18 protein-coding genes are annotated in these 19,805 nt (G+C 73.2%); 11 read left to right on the forward strand and 7 right to left on the reverse strand.

The features are described from left to right. Nucleotides 1-141: 141 nt before the first annotated feature. Nucleotides 142-900, forward strand: a complete 759-nt coding sequence (locus FYX01_RS09585) for a thioesterase II family protein (protein WP_150239681.1) — start codon at nucleotides 142-144, stop codon at nucleotides 898-900. On the opposite strand, the gene FYX01_RS09590 is transcribed toward FYX01_RS09585, so the two are convergent. Both FYX01_RS09590 and FYX01_RS09595 read right to left on the reverse strand, forming a co-directional pair. Next, the gene (locus FYX01_RS09590) at nucleotides 860-1,420 is read right to left on the reverse strand and encodes a HupE/UreJ family protein (protein WP_223830380.1); all 561 of its coding nucleotides are present in this window, start codon (nucleotides 1,418-1,420) and stop codon (nucleotides 860-862) included. The genes FYX01_RS09585 and FYX01_RS09590 overlap by 41 nt on opposite strands. Nucleotides 1,421-1,735: 315 nt before the next feature. Then, a complete protein-coding gene (locus FYX01_RS09595) occupies nucleotides 1,736-2,524 on the reverse strand; it encodes an SDR family NAD(P)-dependent oxidoreductase (RefSeq protein WP_150239683.1) in 789 nt (262 codons plus the stop codon). A gap of 760 nt (nucleotides 2,525-3,284) precedes the next feature. On the opposite strand from FYX01_RS09595, the gene FYX01_RS09600 reads away from it, so the two are divergent. The 3 genes from FYX01_RS09600 (at nucleotide 3,285) to FYX01_RS09610 (ending at nucleotide 5,537) form a co-directional block, all read left to right on the forward strand. Then, nucleotides 3,285-3,692 (forward strand): YciI family protein, encoded by a 408-nt coding sequence (locus tag FYX01_RS09600; RefSeq protein ID WP_150239685.1) that lies wholly within the window; start codon nucleotides 3,285-3,287, stop codon nucleotides 3,690-3,692. 8 nt (nucleotides 3,693-3,700) lie between these two features. Next, nucleotides 3,701-4,846 (forward strand): RNA polymerase sigma factor, encoded by a 1,146-nt coding sequence (locus FYX01_RS09605; protein WP_150240084.1) that lies wholly within the window; start codon nucleotides 3,701-3,703, stop codon nucleotides 4,844-4,846. 169 nt (nucleotides 4,847-5,015) lie between these two features. Continuing rightward, nucleotides 5,016-5,537, forward strand: coding sequence for a GNAT family N-acetyltransferase (locus tag FYX01_RS09610; RefSeq protein ID WP_150239687.1), 522 nt, complete (start codon nucleotides 5,016-5,018; stop codon nucleotides 5,535-5,537). A 372-nt stretch (nucleotides 5,538-5,909) separates the two neighbouring features. Here FYX01_RS09610 and FYX01_RS09620 read toward each other — a convergent pair whose 3' ends face one another. Continuing rightward, entirely contained in the window at nucleotides 5,910-6,791 is an 882-nt protein-coding gene (locus FYX01_RS09620; protein WP_150239689.1) for an aldo/keto reductase, read from the reverse strand. Between the two features lie 153 nt (nucleotides 6,792-6,944). Then, nucleotides 6,945-7,748, reverse strand: a complete 804-nt coding sequence (locus tag FYX01_RS09625) for an IclR family transcriptional regulator (protein ID WP_150239691.1) — start codon at nucleotides 7,746-7,748, stop codon at nucleotides 6,945-6,947. 174 nt (nucleotides 7,749-7,922) lie between these two features. Between FYX01_RS09625 and FYX01_RS09630 the strand changes: the two genes are divergently transcribed. The 7 genes from FYX01_RS09630 (at nucleotide 7,923) to pcaDC (ending at nucleotide 14,996) form a co-directional block, all read left to right on the forward strand. Beyond that, entirely contained in the window at nucleotides 7,923-8,744 is an 822-nt protein-coding gene (locus FYX01_RS09630) for a CoA transferase subunit A (RefSeq protein ID WP_150239693.1), read from the forward strand. Beyond that, nucleotides 8,741-9,496, forward strand: a complete 756-nt coding sequence (locus tag FYX01_RS09635) for a CoA-transferase subunit beta (RefSeq protein WP_150239695.1) — start codon at nucleotides 8,741-8,743, stop codon at nucleotides 9,494-9,496. The genes FYX01_RS09630 and FYX01_RS09635 overlap by 4 nt, the downstream gene beginning before the upstream one ends. Before the next feature lie 102 nt (nucleotides 9,497-9,598). Then, nucleotides 9,599-10,774, forward strand: coding sequence for a thiolase family protein (locus tag FYX01_RS09640; protein WP_150239697.1), 1,176 nt, complete (start codon nucleotides 9,599-9,601; stop codon nucleotides 10,772-10,774). A gap of 226 nt (nucleotides 10,775-11,000) precedes the next feature. Continuing rightward, nucleotides 11,001-11,765, forward strand: coding sequence for a protocatechuate 3,4-dioxygenase subunit beta (gene pcaH / locus FYX01_RS09645; protein ID WP_150239699.1), 765 nt, complete (start codon nucleotides 11,001-11,003; stop codon nucleotides 11,763-11,765). After that, complete coding sequence (gene pcaG / locus FYX01_RS09650) at nucleotides 11,762-12,325, forward strand: protocatechuate 3,4-dioxygenase subunit alpha (RefSeq protein ID WP_150239701.1); 564 nt, start codon at nucleotides 11,762-11,764, stop codon at nucleotides 12,323-12,325. The genes pcaH and pcaG overlap by 4 nt, the downstream gene beginning before the upstream one ends. A gap of 153 nt (nucleotides 12,326-12,478) precedes the next feature. Next, entirely contained in the window at nucleotides 12,479-13,873 is a 1,395-nt protein-coding gene (gene pcaB, locus FYX01_RS09655) for a 3-carboxy-cis,cis-muconate cycloisomerase (RefSeq protein WP_150239703.1), read from the forward strand. Further along, on the forward strand, nucleotides 13,863-14,996 hold the full coding sequence (gene pcaDC / locus FYX01_RS09660; protein WP_150239705.1) for a bifunctional 3-oxoadipate enol-lactonase/4-carboxymuconolactone decarboxylase PcaDC: 1,134 nt from the start codon (nucleotides 13,863-13,865) through the stop codon (nucleotides 14,994-14,996). The genes pcaB and pcaDC overlap by 11 nt, the downstream gene beginning before the upstream one ends. A 52-nt stretch (nucleotides 14,997-15,048) precedes the next feature. Here the strand turns inward: pcaDC and FYX01_RS09665 are convergent, their stop codons facing one another. The 3 genes from FYX01_RS09665 to FYX01_RS09675 form a co-directional block, all read right to left on the reverse strand. Beyond that, a complete protein-coding gene (locus FYX01_RS09665) occupies nucleotides 15,049-15,885 on the reverse strand; it encodes an SAM-dependent methyltransferase (RefSeq protein ID WP_150239707.1) in 837 nt (278 codons plus the stop codon). 139 nt (nucleotides 15,886-16,024) lie between these two features. Beyond that, nucleotides 16,025-16,741: an SWIM zinc finger family protein gene (locus FYX01_RS09670; RefSeq protein WP_150239709.1), complete on the reverse strand. Its 717-nt coding sequence runs from the start codon at nucleotides 16,739-16,741 to the stop codon at nucleotides 16,025-16,027. After that, a complete protein-coding gene (locus FYX01_RS09675) occupies nucleotides 16,738-19,740 on the reverse strand; it encodes a DEAD/DEAH box helicase (protein WP_150240086.1) in 3,003 nt (1,000 codons plus the stop codon). The genes FYX01_RS09670 and FYX01_RS09675 overlap by 4 nt, the downstream gene beginning before the upstream one ends. Nucleotides 19,741-19,805 lie beyond the last annotated feature (65 nt).

Genomic DNA, 19,805 nt, shown 5'->3' on the forward strand with positions numbered 1-19,805 from the left:
GCCGCCGGTGCGGCGAATGGTTTTCCCGGTGCGGGACCGGGCCGGAGACCGTTGTTACCCGCTGGTAGTACCGACTGGTAAGTTTGCCCTGACCTGATGGCCCCACGGCCCCACCGGATTTAGGCAGCGAGGAAGAGAGCAGTGCACGAGGGCGTCCTCACCCGGCCCCGACCCGTCCCCCACGCCCGTTTCCGGCTCTTCCTGCTGCATCACGCGGGCGGGTCGTCCCGGGGCTACCGCCCGTGGGTGCGCCACTTCCCGTCCGACTGGGAGGTGTGCCTGGTGGAGGCGCCCGGACGGGGGCGTCCGAGGCGGTCCGAGCCCTTTCACGAGGCCCGTGCACTGGCCCGCCACCTGCGCGAGGGCCTCGCCCCCGAACTGGACCGACCCTTCGGGTTCTTCGGCCACAGCATGGGCGCCCTCCTGGCTTATGAGCTGACCAACCTGCTGGCCGCCGACGGCCCGGCCCGGCCCGCCTGGCTCGGGGCGTCGGCGTGGAGCCCGGCGCCCGGGTCCGAACGGGACGAGCCCCGCCACCTGCTGTCCTCGGAACGCCTGCGCGCGGGCGTCGCCCGGATGGGCGGGGTCCCCGCCAGCTCGCTGGCCGACCCCGACCAGTGGCGCACCGTGGAGCCGCTGTTCCGCGCGGACCTGGGGCTGGTCGACACCTGGCGCCCGGATCCCGCCGCCCCGCCGCTGCGGGTGCCGCTGTCGGTCTTCGGCGGGCGGGACGACCCCGGCTTCCCGCCGGAGCGCCTCGCCGCGTGGGAGGACCACGCCGAGGGGCCGGTCGAGCGACACCTGCTGCCCGGTGGGCACTTCTACTTCGTCGGCCGGACCGGCGACGTGGCCACCCGCATCACCAAGGACGTCCACGCCGTCCTGTCACGGGACGCGTAACCGGCCCCGGCGTGACGGAGGCTCCCCGCCCCAGGGTGAACGCGTAAGCGGTGACGGCGAGCGCGGCGACCGACAGTACGACTACCCACGGGTGCTCGACCAGCCACGTCTGCGCGCCCTCGAACGGGTCGACGGACGTGAGCGTGGAGCGCTCCAGCATCCACGACACCGAGAACACCAGCGCCACGGCGGCCACGCCGACCCGGAACACGGCGTAGACGGGTGTGCGCGCCAGGACGATCAGCGACGGCATCATCAGCACGACCACGAGCAGCTGGGTCACCTCGATGCCCAGGTTGAACCCCAGCAGCGTGGTGACCAGGGATCCGCGGTCCAGGCCGAGCTCGCCGATGAGCGAGGCGAAGGCCAGCCCGTGGACGAGCCCGAACCCGCCCGCGATGAGGACCTCCCCGCGTGCGACCAGCGGCCGGATCGCGTGGACCGCCGACACCGCGATCGACAGGGCGATCAGCGTCTCCACCGGCCGGGAGGGCAGGTCGACCACCCCCGTGGCCGCCAAGGCCAGCGTCGAACCGCCCCGTCAGGGGTGGCCGTGGGGTGCCGACACCATCCCTCCCCCTCGTACGCGAGACAGGGGGTTCCTCGCGGCGGAGCCATCCGCCGTACCACCGTGGGCATCCACCGGTTCGACCGGGGCGCAAGCGGCTGGACGACCGCAAGGCGCTGTGGGGCGTCCTGTCCGTGCCGCACACCGGGACCAGGTGGAAGCTCCTACCCGGGGGCCGGGTCTCGGATCGCCGTGGGGGAACGCGACCGCTCGTGCGCCTTCGGCAGTGTGACCGCGCACCGCGCTGCGGCTCCCCGCGGTCGCTGTTCAGTGCACACTGAACCCGCCGTCGACGGCCAGCATCTGCCCGGTGACGAAGCCGCTGGCGTCCGAGGCGAGGAAGACCGCCAGCCCGGCGAAGTCGCGGGGCAGGCCGTTGCGGCCGACCATGGTGCGGGCCGCGAGCTCCTCCTCGCGGCCGGGCACCGCGACCGTGGGCAGTGTCATCGGCGTGACCACGAAGCCGGGCACGATGGTGTTGGCGGTGACGCCGCGGGGCGACCACGCCTCGGCCTGGGAGCGGGAGAGCCCGCCGACGGCGGCCTTGCTGACGCCGTACGCCCCGGAGTCGCCGAACGCGCTCCACGACTGCTGAGAACCGACGTTGAGGATCCGTCCCCAGCCCCGCCCGGCCATCCGTGGCCCGCACGCCTGGCCCAGCAGGTACGGCGCGGTGAGGTTGACCGTCAGCGTCTCGGACCAGACCTCCTCCGACGTCTCACCGAACGGCGGACGGTGGTTGACCCCGGCGGCGGTCACCAGGATGTCCGCGTCGAGCACCGGTCCGCTCGCACAGAGCTCATCGAGCGCGTCACGGTCGGCCACGTCGGTCGAGGTGGTGCCGACCACGATGCCCCGCGCGGCGAACGCCTCGGCGGTCCCGGCCAGACGTCCGGCGTCGCGGGCCACCAGGTGGACGCTCGCTCCGGCGCGGCCGAGGGCCTCCGCGATAGCGCGGCCGATGCCCGAGCTTCCTCCCGTCACGACCGCGCGACGGCCGGTGATCCCGAACAGCTCCTCCAGATAGGTCCTGTGTCGGCTGGCGGAGTCGGTCAAGAGACCCCCCTTGTCCCTGGCCCTCCGGGCAGCGGCGAGTCCGTGCGCATGTACCGCACCTTCTCAGGCCGATGTTCCGAACGCGTGACCGGGCCCCGCCGTACACGCGGCGGGGCCCGGTCCGGGCTGGTCGGTATCGCGACGGGAGTCGGGCGCCGCGAATCCTTCTCCACCAGCCCGGCCCTGGGGTCCCGGCCGTGTGGGGCGGCCCCTCGGCCGGGGCGGGGACCTCGTCGCCGGTCCCCGAGGCCGATGCGGCCGTCAGCCCCACGACCGGGGACCGCGTGCCCGGACGCGGACCTTCGGACCAGGGGGGACAACCCCCTCACACGGAGGCTGGGAGCGCTCCCATCCGTGGTGGAAACCATAGCGGTTCGAATACCCGGTGCAAAGGTTCCGTGACGCATTCGTATGGTCCAGGTTCAGCGATCCCACCCGGGGAGCGAACCTTCGGGTCTGTGGAGAACGGCCTCCGCGAGGCGGAGGCGGCGATCGGCCCCGGTGCGCAGCGGAGGCGGAATGAGGGCGGTGGGCACCGGCACCAGGCCATCACACCGGCAACGGTGGACGGCTCGCCCGGCTCGGCGGCCTCGGGGAGCGGGCAGGTGCGGAACGGCTCAAGGATCCTCGGCGGCCTTGCGGCCACCAGGTCGACGAGAGCCGAAAAAACTCGGACGGCGGTGTCGAGAACCCGTGACCGGTTCCGTCCCCGCAGTGAACGCGACCACAATGGGTCGCATCAGCACCGAGGAGAAACACGATGGCCAAGTACCTGCTGCTCAAGCACTACCGCGGCGCCCCGGCTCCGGTCAACGACGTGCCCATGGACCAGTGGAAGCCGGAGGAGATCTCGGCCCACGTGCAGTACATGCACGACTTCGCGGTCCGGCTGGAGGGGACCGGCGAGTTCGTCGACGGTCAGGCGCTCGCCCCCGAGGGGACGTTCGTCCGGTACGACGGCGAGGGCCGCCCGCCGGTCACCGACGGCCCGTTCGCCGAGACCAAGGACCTCATCGCCGGCTGGATGGTGATCGACGTCGACAGCTACGAGCGCGCCGTCGAACTGGCCGGGGAGCTGTCGGCCGCCCCTGGAGCGGGCGGGGAGCCGATCCACGAGTGGCTTGAGGTGCGCCCGTTCCTGGCCGCGCCGGCCACCATCACGGAGTGACCTCCGAGGTGAACGAGGTCCTGCTCCGGAGCCTCACGCCGAGCGTGCTCGGGATCCTCGTCCGCCGCGGAGCCGACTTCGCGGCGGCCGAGGACGCCGTGCAGGACGCGCTGGTCGAGGCGGTCCGCGTCTGGCCGGCCGACCCGCCGCGGGATCCGAAGGGTTGGCTGGTCACCGTGGCCTGGCGCCGGTTCCTCGACGCGACCCGGTCGGACTCCGCCCGCCGTCGGCGTGAGGACCTCGTCGATGAGGAACCGGCGCCAGGCCACGGGCCCGCGGTGGACGACACGCTCCAGCTCTACTTCCTGTGCGCCCACCCGTCGCTGACGCCGTCGTCCGCGGTCGCGCTCACGCTGCGCGCCGTCGGCGGGCTGACCACCCGCCAGATCGCCCAGGCCTACCTGGTGCCCGAGGCGACCATGGCGCAGCGCATCAGCCGGGCCAAGCGCACCGTCTCCGGCGTGCGGTTCGACCAGCCCGGCGACGTCGCCACCGTGCTGCACGTCCTCTACCTGGTCTTCAACGAGGGCTACTCCGGCGACGTCGACCTCTCCGCCCAGGCCATCCGGCTCACCCGGCAGCTCGCGGCCGCGATCGACCACCCCGAGGCGGCGGGGCTGCTCGCACTCATGCTGCTCCACCACGCCCGACGCGCCGCCCGTACCGCACCCGACGGCAGCCTGGTGCCGCTCGCAGAGCAGGACCGCGGCCGGTGGGACACCGAGTCGATCGCCGAGGGCGTCGGGATCCTGCAGGCGGCCCTCGCCCGCGACCGGCTGGGCGAGTTCCAGGCCCAGGCCGCCATCGCGGCACTCCACGCCGACGCGCCCACCACAGAGGAGACCGACTGGGTGCAGATCGTCGAGTGGTACGACGAGCTCGCGCGCCTGACCGACAGCCCGGTCGTCCGGCTCAACCGCGCGGTGGCCGTCGGCGAGGCCGACGGACCGCGCGCCGGCCTGGCGGCGCTCGTGGCGCTGGACGACTCACTGCCACGCCACGCCGCGGTGGCGGCGTACCTCCACGAGCGCGACGGCGATCCGACGACGGCGGCACGGCTGTACGCCGAGGCGGCCCAGAAGGCACCCAACCTCGCCGAGCGCGACCACCTGACGCGCCAGGCCGCCCGGCTCAACGCCCGCCGGTGTCGCTGACGGGTCGCGCCCGGGTCCTCCCACGGCACTCGGCGCGGTCCCGTGGCCGGAGCGGTCCGTGCGCGCCGACACGCGTTTCGGATGGGGTCGGAGCGTCTGTTACGCAGGGCGGTCAGACTGTTGACCTTCCCCCCTGTCCAGGCGATTTGTCCCGGGTTACCGTGGGGAGATGAGCCTTGAGTTGCCAACCGATCGACTCCTCATCCGGGAGTGGAAGCTGGACGACGCCGAGGCGGCCCTGAAGATCTACGGGGCCGACGAGGTCGCGCACTGGCTGACGCCGGAGTGGCGTCCGGTGAACGACACCGACGCGATGCGCTCGGTGTTGCACGCCTGGATCGAGGCCGGACCCAACCTCATTCCTCCCGCGGGCCGCTGGGCCATCGTCCGCAAGGAGGACGAAGAGCTGGTGGGAGGGCTGTCGCTGAAGCTGCTCCCGCCCTTCGAGGAGGACTTCGAGCTGACCTGGGCGCTGCGCCCGGACGTGTGGGGCCAGGGGTACGCCACCGAGGCGAGCCAGGCCGTCATCGACTGGGCGTTCAAACAGGGGATCGAGGAGGTCTTCGCGGTCGCGCGCCCCCACAACAAGCGGGCGATCGCCGTGGCACGCAGGCTGGGCATGGAGTGGGTCGGCGAGACCGAGAAGTACTACGACATGCGCCTACAGGTCTTTCGCATGCGTCCGGCCTGACCGACCCGTCCGCGCGCCGGGGTCCGGGGCCCGACCAGCCGCGCACAGCGGCGGGTCGACCCGGGCGAACCCCTCCTGCCGGTGGTACGGGAAGTGCGGGTAAGGGGCGCCTCCCGGCGGCTCACCGCGCCCAGGTTCTCGCGCGACCGCGCCTCGTCGCGCGCGCCGACGGTCACCGTGGCGACGGTGGGCCGCCGCAACAGCCAGTTGATCGCGACCCGGGCCACCGTGCGGCCGGTCGGGCCGGTGCCTACCGGATACGACACGGGGACTCTCGTGAACCCGGTGCTCCGACGGGGGAGGAGGCCGCGGGCCCCGCCCCTGGCGACGGCCGCCGTGCCGGGCCGCGGCGCCGAGGAGGGCCCCTCGGCCTCAGGTGCCGAGGAACTGGCTGATGCGCTCGGTCTCCTCCTCCGACAGGCGCACCGCCGCGGCGGCCGTGTTCTCCTCCAGGTGCGCCACCCGGGACGTGCCCGGGATCGGCAGCATCACCGGCGAGCGGTGCAGCAGCCACGCCAGGGACAGCTGCACCGGGGTGACCCCGTGCTCGGCGGCCATCGCGGCCAGCGGCGAGTCCGGGCCCGCCATCTCACCGCGTCCGACCGGCGCCCACGGCAGGAACGCGATCCCGTCCCGCTCGCACTGCTCCAGCACGTCCTCGGACTGGCGGAAGGAGGGCGCGTACTGGTTCTGCACCGACGCCACCGGGGTGATCGCGCGGGCGGCGGACAACTCGTCCACCGTCACCTCGCTCAGACCGATGTGCCGGACCTTGCCCTGCTCGCGCAGCTCCACCAGGGCACCGAGCTGGTCGGCCAGCGGCACCGCCGGGTCGATGCGGTGCAGCTGGAGCAGGTCGATCCGCTCCAGCCCCAGGTTGCGCAGGCTCAGCTCCACCTGCTGCTTGAGGTACTCGGGGCGGCCCAGCTTGTGCCACTGGGCCGGGCCGGTGCGCGCGAAGCCCGCCTTGGTGCCGATGACCAGGTCGTCGGTGTAGGGGTAGAGCGCCTCCCGGATCAGCTGCTCGCTGATCTGAGGCCCGTAGGAGTCGGCGGTGTCGATGAAGGTCACGCCCAGTTCGACCGCGCGCCGCAGCACCGCCAGCGCCTCGTCCCGGTCGCGGGGCGGGCCCCACACCCCCTCGCCGACGATGCGCATCGCACCGAAGCCCAGGCGGTGGACCGGCAGGTCGCCGCCGATGGAGAAGGTCCCCGACAGTTCGGCGACGCGTGGTGTGGCGTGTAGGTCGGTCACGGTGTCCCTTCCGGACGGCGCTGGAGCCGCATACTCAGAACGTGCGGGTGGAGGAGGTCCACCGCGCGGTCCCCGCGTGCGCGGATCCGCGCACGCGGCGGTGTCGCGGGCAGGATCTCAGGAGGCGCGGGCGCTCGCAAGGCGCCACGGGCCTCACGCGCCCGAGTCGCGGTGTGCGACGGAGGCGAGGTCGGCCTCGATGCGCGCGGTGGTCTCCAGCAGGGCGGGCAGCAGGTCGCGGCGCACGTTCTCTATCGAGGACCGGTTGGCGTGCGCGGACACGTTCGCGGCCGCGATCACCTTGCCAGACCCGTCGCGGACGGGGGCGGCCAGTGAGCGCAGCCCCTCCTCCAGTTCCTGGTCGACGATGGCGTATCCCTGTTCGCGGACCCGCGCCAGCTCGGCGCGCAGCTCGGCCGGATCGGTGATGGTGAACCTGGTCAGCGGTGTGAGCTCCACCCGTTCCAGATAGGCGTCGATGTCGCGGTCGTCGCGCCAGGCCAGCAGTACGCGGCCCATCGAGGTGGCCGAGGCGGGGAAGCGCGTCCCCACGCTGATGGCCACCGCCATGATCCGCGAGGTCGCCACGCGCGCCACGTAGAGTACGTCGTCGCCCTCCAGCACCGACACCGAGGCGGACTCGTGCACCTGCGCGGACAGGTCCTCCAGGTGGGGCTGGGCCACGTCCGGCAGTCCGGCGGAGGCGACGTAGGCGTAGCCCAGCTCCAGTACGCGCGGGGTGAGCGAGAACAGCCGGCCGTCGGTGCGCACGTATCCCAGGTCGACCAGGGTGAGCAGGAAGCGGCGGGCCGCGGCGCGGGTGAGGTCGGTCTCGCGCGCGACCTCGCTCAGCGTCATGGAACGCCGTTCCGCGGAGAAGGCGCGGATGACCGTCAGGCCGCGCTCCAGGGACTGCACGAAGTGGGCGCCGCGTGCCGTTTCTTCTTCGGTGGGCATGGGGCCTTCCTGGTTCGGGTGCGGGGGCGGTGCCAGAACTCCCAGGGATGTTCTCATACCGAACAGAGGTGGTCGCACATGCGGTCTCTTGACCCTGTCTGTGATCGGCGCTAACGTCATACCCAAGATGTTCGCTGTGAGAACAAGCATTCGCTATCCGAACGGGAGTACCCCATGATCGTGCCCCTGGACGAGGCGGTACGAGAACTCGTCCACGACGGAGACACCGTCGCCCTGGAGGGGTTCACCCATCTCATCCCCGTGGCGGCGGGGCACGAGATCATCCGTCAGGGCCTGCGCGGCCTCACACTGGTGCGCATGACGCCCGACATCGTCTACGACCAGCTCATCGGCGCCGGGTGCGCCAGCAAGCTCGTCTTCTCCTGGGGCGGCAACCCGGGCGTCGGTTCGCTGCACCGCTTCCGCGACGCCGTCACCTCCTCCTGGCCCGTACCCCTGGAGATCGAGGAGCACAGCCACGCCGGGATGGCCAACCGGTACGTCGCTGGCGCCTCCGGCCTGCCCTTCGCCATCCTGCGCGGTTACAGCGGCACCGACCTGGTCGACAACAACCCCAACATCAAGTCCGTCACCTGTCCCTTCAGCGGACAGGAACTGGCCGCCGTGCCCGCGCTCAACCCCGACGTCACCATCGTGCACGCCCAGCGCGCCGACCGCGACGGCAACGTGCAGCTGTGGGGCATCACCGGCATCCAGAAGGAGGCGGTCCTGGCCGCCGAGCGCACCCTGGTCACCGTCGAGGAGGTCGTGGACGCGCTCGACCCCGTCCCCGGCCAGGTGATCCTGCCCTCGCGTGTCGTGAACCGGGTCAGCGTCGTCCCCGGCGGCGCGGCGCCCTCCTACGCCCACGGCTACTACGAGCGCGACAACGAGGCCTACCGCGCCTGGGACGCCGTCGGCCGCGACCGTGAGGCCTTCGCAGCCTGGCTGGAGGAGCTCATCGCCGCCCCCGAGCCCGCTGGGAGGGGCCTGTGACCACCGTGCCCTGGACCTCCGACGAGATCATGACCGTCACCGCGGCCCGCTCGCTGCGGGACCGGATGTCGTGCTTCGTCGGTATCGGACTGCCCAGCACCGCCGCCAACGTGGCCCGCCGCACGCACGCGCCGGGGCTGTGGATGATCTACGAGTCCGGCACCCTGGGTACCGTTCCGGACCACCTGCCGCTGTCCATCGGCGACGGGATCCTCGCCGAGACCGCCGACACCGTGGTCTCGGTCCCCGAGGTCTTCAACTACTGGCTCCAGGCGGGGCGGATCGACGTCGGCTTCCTCGGCGCCGCCCAGATCGACCGGTACGCCAACATCAACACCACCGTCATCGGCGACTACACCAACCCCAAGGTGCGTCTGCCCGGGGCGGGGGGCGCGCCCGAGATCGCCGCCTCCTGCCGCGAGGTCACCGTGATCATGCGGCACAGCAGCCGCGCCTTCGTCGACCGGGTCGACTTCGTCACCTCGTTCGGCCACGGCTCGGGTTCCGGCGACCGCGAGCGCCTGGGGCTGCGCGGTGCCGGTCCGATGCGGGTGATCACCGACCTCGGCGTGCTCGAACCCGACCCCCTCACCCGCGAGCTCGTCCTGACCGGCGTGCACCCGGGGGTGGAGGCGGACGCGGTCCGGGAGGCGACCGGCTGGGACCTCGCGGTGGCCGAGGACCTCGCCGTCACCCCCGAGCCCACCGACGCCGAGCTGTCGGTGGTGCGCTCCCTGACCGGGGGCTCCTGAGGGCGTGGTGTGAGCCGCGCCCTACAGTTACCTAACAGTGTTAGGTTTCAGTCCGTCCCCGGCCGGGCCCGCCCCGGCCGCACCACATCCAGGAGGCCCACGGTGACCGACGTCCACATCCTCGACGCCGTCCGCACACCCTTCGGCAAGTACGGCGGCGGCCTGTCCAAGGTCCGCCCCGACGACCTGGCCGCCCACGTCGTCGGCGCCCTCGTCGAGCGCGCGCCCGGCCTGGACCCCGCCGCCGTCGACGAGGTCGCCCTCGGCAACGCCAACGGCGCGGGCGAGGAGAACCGCAACGTCGCCCGGATGGCCACCCTGCTGGCCGGGCTGCCCACCTCGGTACCCGGTGTCACCGTCAACCGGCTCTGCGGCTCCGGCATGGAGGCCGCCATCCAGGTCAGCCGCGCCATCCAGGTCGGCGACGCCTCCCTGGCCGTGGCCGGGGGAGTGGAGTCCATGAGCCGCGCTCCCTGGGTGATGCCCAAACCGGCCAAGGGCTTCCCCGCCACCGACGCCACCCTGCACTCCACCACCCTGGGCTGGCGCATGGTCAACCCCCGCATGCCCGGGAGGTGGACCGTCTCCCTGGGGGAGGGCACCGAGGGACTGGCCGAGCAGCACGGGATCACCCGTGCCGACCAGGACGCCTTCGCCCTGGCCAGCCACACCAAGGCCGCCGAGGCCTGGGCGAGGGGAGCCTTCGACGACGAGATCGTCCAGGTCCCCGACGCGTACCTGGAGCGCGACGAGTCCATCCGCGAGCCCTCCGCCGACAAGCTCGCCGGGCTCAAGCCCGCGTTCCGCGCCGAGGGCACCATCACCGCCGGGAACGCCTCTCCCCTCAACGACGGCGCCGCCGCCCTGCTGCTGGGCGACCGCGCCGCCGCCGAGGCAGTCGGCCTGGAGCCCATCGCCCGCATCGCCGGACGCGGCGCCGCCGGAGTCGACCCCGACGTGTTCGGCATCGGTCCCGTCCGCGCCGCCGAGATCGCCCTCGAACGCGCCGGGATCGGCTGGGGCGACCTGTCCGCCGTCGAGCTCAACGAGGCCTTCGCCGCCCAGTCCCTGGCCTGCGTCCGCAGTTGGAAGGGGTTGGACCCCGACATCGTCAACCCCAACGGCGGCGCCATCGCCATCGGTCACCCGCTGGGCGCCTCCGGTGCCCGTATCCTCGGTTCACTCGCCCACGAGCTGCGCCGACGCGGCGGGGGCTGGGGACTGGCCGCGCTGTGCATCGGGGTCGGCCAGGGCCTGGCCGTCGTCCTGCAGGCCTGAGGGCCGGAGGGCCGGACGGGGCCTCGCGGCGGCGCCCGGACCGGGGTCCGTGGACGGGCCCGTCACACAACAGAACCCAGGGCCCAGGGGAGGCGGGAGCGTGCCAGCACCGCCCGCCTCCCCGTCCGGCAGGATCCGACGGGTCGCCGGACCCAGGGGCCGCACGAGCCCGGACCGCCTCGTAGGCCACCGGGAGTCGGTACCGCACGAGCGAAGGAACACCGTCATGTCCACTCCACCCGACGCGGCGCACACGCAGCCCGGTCTGTACGTGCCCGGCTACGTCCGTGACCACGACACCCATCCCCCGCTGGACTTCCCCGGGTACAAGAGCACGGCCCTGCGCCACCCCAAGCGCCCGCTCACCCTGCTCCCGCACATGCTCACCGAGGTCACCTCGCCGGTCCTGGGCCAGGACCGGGTCGGCGAGCTCGACCACGACCTCACCCGCCAGCACGCGGAGGAGCCCCAGGGACAGCGCATCATCGTGCACGGCCAGGTCCGCGACAGCGACGGCAAGCCCGTCCCCCGCACCCTGGTGGAGATCTGGCAGGCCAACGCGGGCGGGCGCTACCGCCACGCCAGCGACAACTGGCCCGCCCCGCTCGACCCCCACTTCACCGGGGTCGGCCGCACCATGACCGACGCCGAGGGGCACTACCGGTTCGTCACCATCCGCCCGGGCGCCTACCCCTGGGGCAACCACCAGAACGCCTGGCGGCCCGCGCACATCCACTTCTCCCTGTTCGGGAGGGCCTTCACCCAGCGGCTCGTCACCCAGATGTACTTCCCCGACGATCCGCTGTTCTTCCAGGACCCCATGTGGAACTCGGTGCCCGACCCCAAGGCCCGCGAGCGCATGCTGTCCAGCTACGACCACGACACCACCGAACCCTCGTGGGCGCTGGCCTACCGCTGGGACATCGTGCTGCGCGGACGCGAACAGACCCCGTTCGAGTCCGAGGAAGAGATCCTGGAGGACGACGAGTGAGCACGCACCCCACCACCCCGGCCCAGACGGTCGGCCCCTACCTGCACATCGGTCTGCCCTGGCCCGACGGCCCCTACGCCGTGGCCGAGGGCACGCCGGGCGCGGTGTGGATCCGCGGCACCGTCTACGACGGCGCGGGCGAGGTCGTCCCCGACGCCGTCATCGAGACCTGGCAGGCCGACCCCGACGGCCGCTTCGACCACCCCGACGACCCGCGCGGAGCCAGGAGCTACCCGGGCTTTCGCGCCTTCGGCCGCTGCCCCACCGACGCCGACGGCGGTTACGGGATCCTCACCCTCAAGCCCGGCGCCGTTCCGGGCCCGCACGGCGACCAGGCTCCGCACATCGACGTCTCGGTGTTCGCGCGCGGCATGCTGAACCGGGTCGTCACCCGCCTGTACTTCCCCGAGGAGGAGGCCGCCAACGCCGCCGACCCGGTACTGGCCGGCATCGAGGACCCGCAGGCCCGCGCCACCCTCGTCGCCCGCCGCGAGGGGGAGGGATACCGTTTCGACGTCCGCCTCCAGGGCGAGGGGGAGACCGTCTTCTTCGACATCTAGTGGACTGGCCGGAAGCTTCGCCGGTGCGAACCAGGAGGCTTCCTTCGTAAGGATCTCGTACTCGCAACGCGTCTCGAAGGTCCGACCTCGCTGTGAGTACAAGATCACGCTGGAATGGACCGGCCCGGCGGTCCACGACCCGGAGGGGAACCCATGACCGGCCTGTTCGACGGTGTCTTCGACCACGGCCCCGTAGCCGGACTCACCGACGGCACCGCCTGGCTCCAGGCCCTGCTCGACGTGGAGGCCGCACTGGCCCGCGCCCTCGCCGACACGGGGTCCCTGTCAGCGGAGCGGGCCGAGTCCATCGCCGCCGCCTGCGCCGCCGACCTCTACGACCCGACCGACCTGGGCCGGGCCGCGGCGGGCGGCGGCAACCCGGTCATCCCCCTGGTCGGGGAACTCACCGCGCGGGTACGCGAGACCGACCCCGACGCGGCCCGCCACGTGCACCGGGGCGCCACCAGCCAGGACGTCATGGACACCGGCGCCATGCTGCTGGCCCAGCGCGCGGGCGGCGCCCTGCGGTCGGACCTGCGCGTGCTCGCCGACCACCTGCGCGACCTGGCCGGGACGCACCGCACCACCCCCATGCCCGGCCGCACCCTGCTCCAGCAGGCGCTTCCCACCACCTTCGGCGCGGTCGCCGCCGGGTGGGCCAACGGCCTGTCGGAGGCCGCCGACCAGCTCGACCACGTGCTGAGCCGACATCTGGCCGTCCAGCTCGGCGGCGCCGTCGGCACCCTGGCCTCCCTCGGCCAGGACGGCCCCGCCGTCACCGCGGCCCTGGCCGCGCGCCTGCGCCTGGCCGAGCCCGTCCTGCCCTGGCACACCGAACGCGGCCGGATCGCCGAACTGGCCGCCGCCCTGGGACGGATCTGCGGCGCCGTCGGCACCGCCGCCCAGGACATCGTGCTGCTGGCCCAGACCGAGGTCGGCGAACTGGCCGAGGAGGGCGGACCCGGTGTCGGCGGCTCCTCCACCATGCCGCACAAGCGCAACCCCGTCGCCGCCGTCAGCGCCCTGGCCTGCGCACGCCAGGCCCCCGGACTCGTCGCGAACCTGTTCGCCGCCCAGATCCAGGAGCACCAGCGGGCCGCCGGGAGCTGGCACGCCGAGTGGCTGCCCCTGACCGACCTGCTGCGCCGTACCGGCGCCGCCGTGGCCTGGCTGCGCACCAGCGCGGCCCGGCTGCACGTCGACACCGAGCGGATGCGGGCCAACCTGGACGCCACCGGCGGCCTGGCCCTGTCCGAGCGCGTCACCACCGACCTGGCCCCCGAGCTCGGCCGCATGGACGCCCACCGCCTGGTCACCGACGCCTGCCGGGAGGCCGTCGGTTCCGGACGGAACCTGGTCGAGGTCCTCGCCGAACGCCTCGACGGCGTCCGCACCCGTGAGCGGATCCGTGACCTGCTCGACCCGGCGGGATACCTGGGCTCGGCCCCGGCCTTCACCGACCGGGTCACCGGGGCGAAAACGGGTAGGACCGGCCGCGCGGAACACACCGACAGCGAAGAAGGAGTACGGACACCCGATGAGCGTTGACCTCCACCACACCGAGAGCGGACCGGCCGACGCGCCGCCCCTGCTGCTCGGAGGCTCCCTCGGTACCACCACGCGGATGTGGGAACCGCAGGTCGAGGCGCTCTCGACCGTCTTCCGGGTGATCCGCTTCGATCACCGCGGACACGGGGATTCGCCCGTCCCGGACGGGCCCTACACCATGGCCGACCTGGGCGGCGACGTCATCGCGCTGATGGACCGGCTGGGCATCGAGCGCGCCCACTACGCGGGGTTGTCCATCGGCGGCATGGTCGGCCAGTGGCTCGCCGTCCACCACCCCGAGCGCATCGACCACCTGGCCCTCCTCGCCACCGGTCCGTACATGGGCCCGGCCCGGAACTGGCGGGACCGCGCCGCCCTGGTGCGCGCCGAGGGCACCGGTGCCGTGGCGGACTCGGTGGTGGAGCGCTGGTTCACCCCGGGCTTCGCCGAGGACCACCCCCACGATGTCTCCCTGCTGCGCGAGCAGATCGCCTCCACGGCGTCGGAGGGGTACGCGGGCTGCTGCGGGGCCATCGAGACCTACGACGTGCGCGAGGACCTGCACCGGATCACGGCGCCCACGCTGGTGATCGCCGGAGCCGACGACCCGGCCACACCGCCCGCCGGCAACGCCGAGCTGATCGCCGAGCGCGTTCCCGGAGCGCGCCTGGCGGTACTGGAGGACGCCGCGCACCTGCTGTCCTGGCAGCGGAGCGCGAAGGTGAACACGCTGCTCACCCAGCACTTCGCGTCCGCCGACCGCCACGCCTCGGGGATGCGGGTGCGCCGCGCCGTGCTGGGCGACGAGCACGTGGACCGGGCGGAAGCGCGCAAGAGCGCCTTCACCGAGCCGTTCCAGGACCTCATCACCCGCTACGCCTGGGGTGAGATCTGGACCCGCCCGGGTCTGGACCGGCGCACCCGCAGCTGCATGGTGCTCACCGCGCTGGTCGCGCACGGCCACTGGGCCGAGCTGGCCATGCACGTGCGCGCGGCGCTGCGCAACGGGCTGAGCCGGGACGAGATCGGCGAGGTGTTCCTGCAGGCCGCGATCTACTGCGGGGTGCCCGCGGCGAACAGGGCGTTCGGCATCGCCCAGGAGGTCTTCGCCGAGCAGGGTTGAGGACCCCGGTGCCCGGCCGGTCTCTCGGGCCGGGCACCCCGGAACCGTCGGGTCAGCGCTTGAACGCGACGCCCGACAGCTCCCACAGCTTCACCTTGGGGTCCTCCGGGCGGAACCGGGGCTCGGTTCCGGGCATACGCCAGGTGGCGCAGTCCACCGTGAAGGGACCCTCGTCGCGACCGTCGAGCCAAGGGCTGGCCAGCTCCAGGCCCTCGAAGACCATCGATGCCTCCTCGGGGCTGCGCGCCCGTCCCCAGGAGGTACCGAAGGACAGGATCTTGTCGGTCATCCAGGCGGCGGAGGCCGGCTCGTCGGAGACGATGTGGGAGAAGATGACGCACGAGCCCGGTGCGAGGCGGTCCATGAGCGAGCGCACCATGCCGAACGGGTCGCTCTCGTCGGGCAGGCAGTGCAGGAGCGACACCAGCATCACGCACACGGGCTGGTCCGTGTCGATGAGCCTGGTGGTCTCGGGGGCCCCGAGGATGCGGTCGGTGTCGCGGATGTCGGCCAGCAGGAAGGCGGTCCCGGCGCTGTCGCTGAGCAGCGCACGCCCGTGCGCGAGCACGATGGGGTCGTGGTCGACGTAGAGGACCCGGGCGCGGGGGTTGGCCCGCTGGGCCGCGTGGTGGGTGTTGTTGGCGGTGGGCAGGCCGGCCCCCAGGTCGAGGAACTGCTCCACCCCCTGGGCGGCGACGTGCTCGACCGCGCGCGAGAGGTAGGCGCGGTTGTCGTTGGCGAAGGCGACCAGTTCGGGTATGCCGTCCGCGAGCGCCTCACAGGCCTTGCGGTCCACCTCGAAGTTGTCCTTGCCCCCCAACAGAAAGTCGTACATGCGTGCGATGCTGGGGGTTTCCATGTCGATGTTGGGAGGAAAGTGATCGGTCATAGAGGGTACCCATCCAAAGAAGGAGCGAGGAGCTTTCTCTGGCCGAATGGTAACCGTGTTCACGTGTTCTTACCGGAGTTTTCGGTGACAAAGTCCAAAGTGCGTATTCGGTTGCCGCATGTTCACATTAGAGTCCTGGTCACGGGTGTCCGAAACCGGGCAGGGCATCGGCCACAGCCCCGGGGGCCGCGGCCCTGACGCGTTCCCCGGCTCCGTCGGGCGGACTCGGCGGCGCGGGAGGGGGCGGCGCCGACCAGAACGCGGCGGCCGAGGACGGGACCGCCGTGTCGGGTGGAGAAGGGGAGGCGGTGCCGGTTCCGAATACCGAGGCGTCACCGCTTTCCTCGAATGTCGCCTCCTCACCCGAAGGTCCTTTTGCGACGGTCGTGGAAAGTGCTCTGACCTGCGCCATGAGCGCACGGCGTTCCCGACCCAGCCAACGGGTCAGCGTGAACGGGTCGCGGTCCGCCTCGGCGCCCAACTCCGCCACCGCCGCCGCCAGGTGCGCGCACTTGGCGTCCCACCGGTCGCAGGAGCACGTCGCCACCAGGTCGTCCCACCCGCGCGGCACCAGTCCCCACCCCAGCAGCGAGAACACACGGGCGGCCGCCACCGGCAGCTCACCGGCCAGCACCCGGGCGCGGAACACCGGTTGCGAGGCCAGCGCCGCGCACAGGCGCTCCCACTCGGCTTCGGGGACGACCGCGCGGATCAGGCTCACCTCGTGCACGCCCGGGCCGCGCACCCGCCCCGCGACCTCGCCCGGGCGCACGGTCAGCCGTTCGACCCGGACGGCCCCCGGGGGCCGTCCGGGCTCCCCCAGGGCCCCGGCGATCAGGGAGGACCACGTACTCATCCGGCCACCGCCTCCGGGGACAGCCGCACGACCTCGCGCAGGTCCTCCACCGACAACCCGGTCAGCCACGTCTCGCCGGTGGCCACGGCGCTGTCGGCCAGCGCGCTCTTGCGTTCGATCATCTCGTCCACCCGTTCCTCGACCGTGCCCACGCACACCATCTTGCGCACCTGCACATCCCGCCGCTGGCCGATCCGGAAGGCCCGGTCGGTGGCCTGGTTCTCCACCGCCGGGTTCCACCAGCGGTCCACGTGCACCACGTGGTTGGCCGCGGTCAGGTTCAGCCCCGTCCCGGCGGCCTTGAGCGAGAGCAGGAACACCGCGGGGCCGTCCAGGGCCTGGAAGCGCTGGGTCATCTCCTCCCGCTCCGCCCGCGAGGTGCCCCCGTGCAGCCACAGCACCGGCACCCCCAGCCGCGAGCGCAGGTAGGGGGCCAGCCGCTCGCCGAAGCGCGCGTACTGGGTGAAGCACAGGGCCTTGTCCCCCTCGGCGACGGCCTCGCCCAGGATCGCCTCCAGCCGTTCCAGCTTGCCCGAGCGCCCCGACAGCGCCGAGCCGTCCCCCAGGAACTGGGCCGGGTGGTTGCAGATCTGCTTGAGCCGCGTCATCGTCGCCAGCACCAGCCCCTTGCGCTCCTTCTCGGTGGCCTCGGCCATGCGTTCGCCCATGTCGTCCACCACCGCCTTGTACAGCGAGGCCTGCTCGGGGGTGAGCGTGCACCAGGTGCGCATCTCCAGCTTCTCGGGCAGGTCGGCGATGATCGACCGGTCGGTCTTGAGGCGGCGCAGCACGAACGGCCCGGTCATGCGGCGTACGAGGTCGGTGTCGGGCCCCTCCTCGCCGCTGACCGCCTGCTCGAAGGCCGCAGCCGTCCCCAGAAGCCCCGGGTTGGCGAACTCCATGATCGACCACAGCTCGCCCAGGTTGTTCTCCACCGGTGTGCCGGTGAGCGCGATCCGGGTGGCCGCGGGCAGGGACCGCACCGCCCGCGCCTGGCGCGTGCCGTGGTTCTTGAGCGCCTGCGCCTCGTCGCACACCACCCGGTGCCAGGGCATGCCCGACAGCTCCTCGGCGTCGCGGGCGACCACCCCGTAGGTGGTGACCACCAGGTCGCACGCCCCCACCAGGCGGGCCAGCGCGTTGCCGGAGGGCCGGCCCGGGCCGTGCTGGACGTGCACCCTCAACGAGGGCGCGAACCTCTCGGCCTCGCGCCGCCAGTTGCCCACCAGCGAGACCGGGCACACCAGCAGGGTCGGCCCCGGCGGGGCGTCCCCGGAGCGCTCCCCGGTGAGCAGGGCCAGCAGCTGCACGGTCTTGCCCAGCCCCATGTCGTCGGCCAGCACCGCGCCCAGACCCAGTTCGCCAAGGAAGCGCAGCCACGCCGCGCCCCGGTCCTGGTAGGGGCGCAGCGCGCCCCGGAAGCCCGGCGGGCTCCCCAAGGGGCGCGGCTCGGCCTTGGCGCCCCCGTCCAGCAGCGCGCCCAGCGGACCGGAGGCGACCACGTCGGTGACGGGCAGGGGAGCGGTGTCCTGCGCGCCGATGGCCGTGCGCAGCGCCTCGTCGGTGCGCATCCAGTGGCCGCCGCGCCGTTTGAGCAGGTCCAGGGTGGCGCCGACCCGGCCGGGATCCACCTCCATCCACCGGCCGCGCACCCGCACCAGGGAGCGCTTGAGGCGGGCCAGTTCGGCGAGCTCGGCCAGTTCGTCCTCGGTGAGCGGCTCCGCGGACCCGCCCTCCCCGCCCTGGAGGAGTGCCTCGAAGGACACGTTGACCAGGTCCGAGGGGCCCACGCCGCCGCTTCCGCGCCTGCGGGGCGCCTCCTCGACCGTCACGCGCAGGCCCAGGGCCGGTCGGGACCGCCACTCGGGCAGGACCACCGCGAAACCCGCCCCGCTCAGCCGGGGCGCCGCCTCGGCCACGAACTCCTGGGCGTCCTCGGTACTGAGCAGCATCCGGGTCGGGGCCAGGTCGCGCAGCGCCCGGTGCAGCGGCGGGTGGTGGCGGGCGGCCCGGCGCAGGTCGGCCAGGGCGGTGGTGCCCACGTCGGCGGGCAGCCAGGCGGTGCCCTCGCCCTGCCACACCTGTTCCAGGGGCAGGCGCAGCCCGGGGTCGGTGACCGAGCGCACCCAGAACTCGACCGTCCAGGGCCCGTCGCGGCCGGGTTCGCGCAGCAGGAACAGCAGCGCCGCCCGTCCCGCGCCGCGCACCCGCGAGCGCCACTCGCGCAGCGGACCGCGCAGCCGGGCGGCGGTGTCGGCGTCGACCCGGGAACGGTCGCCGGTGAGCGCGGCGGCCAGCCGCTGTCCGGGGGCGGCCTCCTCGGTTCTGTCGGGGTCCGGGGCCGCGTCGCGACGGGGGTCGCGGGCCAGGCGGCGGGCCACCACGTCGGTGAGCAGCTCCAGGGGCGCGAGCACGCAGGCGCGGGCGACCGCGTCCGGGGACTCCCCGGGCAGGTGGGCGCGCGCGGAGGGCGGTAGGGCGGCGGTGAGCGCGGACAGGTGCTCCTCGGCCCAGTCCAGGGGCGCGGGCCGCCAACGCGCCCGGGGCGGATCGCCCACCAGGTCGGGCAGCACGCACCCGGAGGCGGCCAGCCGCTCGGCGAAGTCGCGGACCGCCCGCAGATGGGCCAGGGAGGGGCCGAGCCGGACCCCCGGGGGAGGGGCGGAGGCCAGGAGGGCCTCCGCGGAGGCGGCGTCCAGCCGCAGCGCGGACACGCTCCAGGGATGCAGGGCCGCGGGGGAGGACCCGGGGGCCCCGGTGGAGGCGAACGGTGCGTGGACCTCGCCGGGCAGGGTCAGGTCCACGTGCCCGGCCCGGGGCGCCGCGACCCGTCCGGCGTCCGAGGCCCGTAGGAGGGCGCGCAGACCGCGGGCGTCCAGTGCGAACGGGTGCGGGCGCACCCGGCCGTCCGCGTCCTTCGCCTGGGGAGCGGGGGAGGGGGGCGCCTCGGCCCACACCGCCAGCGCGTCCCCGGTCCACACACCGTGCAGAACCCGCACCGCACCCCCCGTGTCCTCGCTGATCATCGGCCCCAGTATGGCCGGAACCGACGACAGCCCGTCAC

This window comes from Nocardiopsis quinghaiensis, from assembly GCF_008638365.1.
In the GTDB taxonomy this organism is placed as follows: Bacteria; Actinomycetota; Actinomycetes; order Streptosporangiales; family Streptosporangiaceae; genus Nocardiopsis; species Nocardiopsis quinghaiensis.

Excerpts from the sequence above, each read along its gene's own strand:
- FYX01_RS09600 (WP_150239685.1), top strand. The coding sequence starts at position 3,285 with ATGGCCAAGTACCTGCTGCTCAAGCACTACCGCGGCGCCCCGGCTCCG.
- FYX01_RS09610 (WP_150239687.1), top strand. The coding sequence starts at position 5,016 with ATGAGCCTTGAGTTGCCAACCGATCGACTCCTCATCCGGGAGTGGAAG.
- FYX01_RS09625 (WP_150239691.1), bottom strand. The coding sequence starts at position 7,748 with ATGCCCACCGAAGAAGAAACGGCACGCGGCGCCCACTTCGTGCAGTCC.
- FYX01_RS09630 (WP_150239693.1), top strand. The coding sequence starts at position 7,923 with ATGATCGTGCCCCTGGACGAGGCGGTACGAGAACTCGTCCACGACGGA.
- pcaH (WP_150239699.1), top strand. The coding sequence starts at position 11,001 with ATGTCCACTCCACCCGACGCGGCGCACACGCAGCCCGGTCTGTACGTG.
- pcaB (WP_150239703.1), top strand. The coding sequence starts at position 12,479 with ATGACCGGCCTGTTCGACGGTGTCTTCGACCACGGCCCCGTAGCCGGA.
- pcaDC (WP_150239705.1), top strand. The coding sequence starts at position 13,863 with ATGAGCGTTGACCTCCACCACACCGAGAGCGGACCGGCCGACGCGCCG.
- FYX01_RS09665 (WP_150239707.1), bottom strand. The coding sequence starts at position 15,885 with ATGACCGATCACTTTCCTCCCAACATCGACATGGAAACCCCCAGCATC.
- FYX01_RS09670 (WP_150239709.1), bottom strand. The coding sequence starts at position 16,741 with ATGAGTACGTGGTCCTCCCTGATCGCCGGGGCCCTGGGGGAGCCCGGA.